This window comes from Barnesiella sp. CU968 (assembly GCF_905219685.1).
Classification (GTDB): domain Bacteria; phylum Bacteroidota; class Bacteroidia; order Bacteroidales; family Muribaculaceae; genus Lepagella; species Lepagella muris_A.
In genome coordinates, this window is sequence record NZ_CAJMXD010000280.1 from 1 (window position 1) to 3,962 (window position 3,962).

Sequence of the window (3,962 nt, forward strand, 5' to 3'; positions counted from 1 at the left end):
CTGATGATTCGGATAACATACTTTATCGGTATCCAGCAGTACTCTTTGGCGACCACTCGACAAGAGTGAAATATCTTGGATTTCCTTTTGGAAGAGGAGCTGACGGCACGCAAATATTATATTCTAACAACCAGCGTATAAGTCCATGGTTCTTATTTCTTTTTGTATCATCTCTTCCAATTCCTAATCCAGGATATTCCAGACACTTTAAATATCTTAAAGATATGCTTATCGTTGTACCATCACAAAAAGTGACAGACGAATTTGTTGATGTGATAAAGCCGATATTCGATAAATGGACTGATAATGTAATGCAGATTTCACAATTGACCAAACAACGTGACGAATTGCTTCCGTTGCTTATAAACGGTCAGGTGTCGGTTATGCCGCAAGAGGTAAATTGCGATTTAGCGGCATAGTTTGTTATATTGGGGTAAAAAACGTCAATGAAAGAGGCTATAATCGATGGGACCATCGCTAAGATGAGCGGTAGTTTGACCCCGGCGCAGTTGTATGAATTGCGCAAGACGCTCGAACAAGAGCTGAGCGGCTATGAAATAGTGGTAGCTCCAAACCAAAAGGAGCGCACAAAACAAGCAAATGAGGAACTGCTCAGCAGCTTTATCTCGGCTAAAAGAATTGAGGGGTGCTCGGAGAAAACGCTGAATTACTATCAAAACACTATAAGTGTTTGGCTTACGACTATCAGCATGGAGCTGCGTGAAGTCACTACCAATGACATACGCCGTTATCTTTCGGAATTTCAAGCTAAAAACAATTCGAGCAAGACAACGATTGACAATATCCGTCGTATCTTCTCCAGTTTTTTCTCATGGCTTGAAGACGAGGATTACATCGTGAAAAGCCCCGTGAGACGTATACATAAGGTGCGGTCAGAAATTACAGTTAAGGAAACAATCAGCGATGAACAGCTTGAAACACTCCGCGATTCCTGCACAGAACTGCGAGACTTAGCTATGATTGATTTTCTCGTCTCAACCGGAGTGCGTGTAGGAGAATTGGTTAATATCAATATTTCCGACATAAATTTTAATGAACGTCAATGCGTTGTACTTGGCAAAGGGAACAAAGAGCGGACGGTATATTTCAATGCCCGCGCCAAGGTGCATCTACAGAACTATCTCGCCTCGCGTAACGATTGCGAGTCAGCTCTTTTCGTTGCCTTATCGAAACCTAACAATCGTCTGACGATAAGTGGTGTAGAGAATCGTCTTAGGGTAAACGTCCCATAAACCGCCTTGCCTGACCGGCTGGGCGGTGTTAATTTTGCGGAGCAACCCAAAAATCATGGATTATGACCGCAAAAGATTTCACAGAATTCCAAACCCTTGTCGAGCAGTTCCAGGTAGAGATGTCGCTCAAGGATATCTGTACGCAGGAAAACATCGACTACAGGAGTTACATCTCATGGCGCAAGCGCATGGGATATTCCAAAAGCAGGAAGACAGCCGCCCCGGCCACAATGGTCGAGCTGGAGGTNACGGATCTTCCATCTACGACGGCATCGGCAGGCACAACAAAGGTGCACATCGAGTTTGAAAATGGCCTTGTCCTTGACCGGGATGTCATGGAGGTGGAGAGGCTGATCGAGTTCCTTGACAAGATTAAGCCGGTGCTATGCTTGAGCTGAACGACAATCTGAGGTTCTATATCTTCAATGGGAAGACGAACCTGCGTGGCGGATACATGCGCATGTGCGCTACCATCAGGGAAGAGATGAAGTCGGATCCGCGCGACAGCCGCAACGTCTATGTATTCATCAACCGCAGCTGCACCATAATACGCATGCTGCACTATGAGCGTGGATTTTATGTGGTATATGAGAAACGCCCCGAGAACGGTCGCTTCAAAAGGCCTGTATACGACTCCCGGACCGGAAAATACAAAATTTCCTACGCGGATCTGGTTTGTCTCACAGAGGGGCTGCAACGCACCGAAATCAAGCTTCCGGAGGCGGGTGTGAATGATTCAAAAGATTGATATATAGTAAATTAAACGGCTGAAATATTTGCGTATGTCATTGACTTTTTGTATCTTTGTATCATGAAAACCAACCGTGCCGACATAGAATTCTACCGCGAGATGATGGAGCACTTTCAGGCTGAAAGCGCGTCCAAGTCGGCACAGGTGCGCGCCATGCAGGACGAGATTGCGGCTCTGAGACGAGAAAATTCCGTAGCGAAAGAATCCCATCGCGAGGACATGGAACTGTTGCGTCAGTCCCATCGTGAGGACATCGAGCGCCTCAGGAAATCACATACCGAGGAGCTGGAAAAGATGCGGCTGTCGTTTGAGAAAAGGCTCGACCGCATGGCCGAGGCCAACGCTGGGCTGGCGGCGCAGCTCGGTGATGCATTGGCATCCGGAAAGCTCGCAAGAGCCAAGAAGTACGCGAGATCATCCGAACAACGTAATCTGCTGAATAACCGTAAGGGAGTGAACCGGACGGAGGAAGAGAATGACTCGGACGGCACTCCGCCGGCCGACTCCGGCTGTCAGAGCGCGGACGATGCGAAAAACACGAAATCCAGAAGCAAGGTCAGAGCCAAAGTAAAGCCTGAAGGGAAGGCCCGTTTCGACGAGGTGGTGGAGCATCCGATGGAAGAGAATATGGTTCTCCCCAAAGGTGCGAGGCTTCTTCCGGGCGAGATGTGGTTCGAGGTGATCGAATATATACCGGGACGCACCGTATGCCACCGTTACCCGTACAGACGCTATATACTGGAACTTCCTGAAGACGCAGACAAAGAAGCTGTGTTCGGCGACACGCTGCCTTCGGGGATACGCGCCAGATGCCCGGTGGACGGCTGTATGCTGTCGGCATCCATGATCGCTTTCATAATGACTCAGAAGTACGCATATCATCTTCCTCAGAAACGCGTCAGGATGATGCTCCGGGACATGGGGGCGCACATACCCCGCACCACGCTCAACCGCTTTTACATGCAGGGTGCTGACGCATTGCTGGCGATGCTCGGGGAGACCTTCCGCGAGGAGATGCGGAAGGGCGGATATTTTATGATTGACGAGACCCTGCAGACAGTCGGGGTGGACAACGGAGAACTCGGGCGCAGGTATCTTAACCGCTATCTGTGGGAGTTTTACAACAGGGAGAAAGGTCTGGTGGAATATGTCTATGAGGATGGAAGCCGGGGACAAAGCGTACTGAAGTCATTCTTTGACTCTGATCCGGAGACATTGGAAATGCTGATATCGTGCGACGGATACAATGCCTACCGGCTTTTCGACACCGAAGAGTATCCCGGGGTGACTGTCGTCGGATGCTGGACACATGCGCGCCGGAACTTCATCGATGCGCTTCCCTCATGCCGCAAGCCGTGCGAGGAGATGATCTCCATGATAGGAAGCCTCTTTGAAAACGAGGCTGTATGCGAGGAGCTGGGCTTTAAGGAAGACGGCAGGCTTGCTTATCGCAACAAGCGCACAAAGCCCGTCCTCGACACGATAAAGGCTGCCGCCGACAGAATGTGGAACGATCCCGGGCTTATGGCTGTCGGACTGCTCAAAAAAGCTGTGGGGTATCTCCGTAATCAATGGGACCACCTCTCCAATATCCTGAAGTCCGGTGTCCCGGAAATATCCAACAACTTGTCCGAACAGCGGGTCAAGCCCATAAAACTCTCGCTTAAGAACTGTCTCAATATCGGAAGTGAGGAAGCGGCAAAGAAACATGCCTTCATGCACTCCCTGACCGAGAGTTGCCGGTTGTGCTCGGTAAACATAGCCGACTACTTCACGAATCTGTTCAGACATGCAAGGTCGACTCTGTCTTCAGATGACCTTCGCGGGATGCTTCCCAACCATTACTCCGCAAAATGTTTAAATCTCCTCGCCAGTAATATTTTTTTAATGACATGAAATATTGAAGTGCCCGAAACTTCGGACACTTAAGAGAGTTATGCGCTTTATGGGACGTTTAC

The 3,962-nt window shown here is 49.1% G+C and carries 3 protein-coding genes and 1 pseudogene; all 4 read left to right on the plus strand.

The window, feature by feature from the left end:
* A pseudogene (locus tag JX312_RS10190) lies at positions 1-419 on the plus strand (restriction endonuclease subunit S); the annotation flags it as partial.
* Positions 420-446: 27 nt separating this feature from the next.
* The gene (locus JX312_RS10195) at positions 447-1,253 is read left to right on the plus strand and encodes a phage integrase N-terminal SAM-like domain-containing protein (RefSeq protein ID WP_239653885.1); all 807 of its coding nucleotides are present in this window, start codon (positions 447-449) and stop codon (positions 1,251-1,253) included.
* Positions 1,254-1,638: 385 nt separating this feature from the next.
* Positions 1,639-2,001: an IS66 family insertion sequence element accessory protein TnpB gene (gene tnpB, locus JX312_RS10200; RefSeq protein ID WP_204457919.1), complete on the plus strand. Its 363-nt coding sequence runs from the start codon at positions 1,639-1,641 to the stop codon at positions 1,999-2,001.
* 63 nt (positions 2,002-2,064) lie between these two features.
* A complete protein-coding gene (locus JX312_RS10205) occupies positions 2,065-3,900 on the plus strand; it encodes an IS66 family transposase (RefSeq protein WP_204457920.1) in 1,836 nt (611 codons plus the stop codon).
* The last annotated feature ends 62 nt before the right edge of the window (positions 3,901-3,962 follow it).

Coding starts and splice junctions, on each gene's coding strand:
- tnpB (WP_204457919.1), top strand. CDS start 1,639: ATGCTTGAGCTGAACGACAATCTGAGGTTCTATATCTTCAATGGGAAG.
- JX312_RS10195 (WP_239653885.1), top strand. CDS start 447: ATGAAAGAGGCTATAATCGATGGGACCATCGCTAAGATGAGCGGTAGT.
- JX312_RS10205 (WP_204457920.1), top strand. CDS start 2,065: ATGAAAACCAACCGTGCCGACATAGAATTCTACCGCGAGATGATGGAG.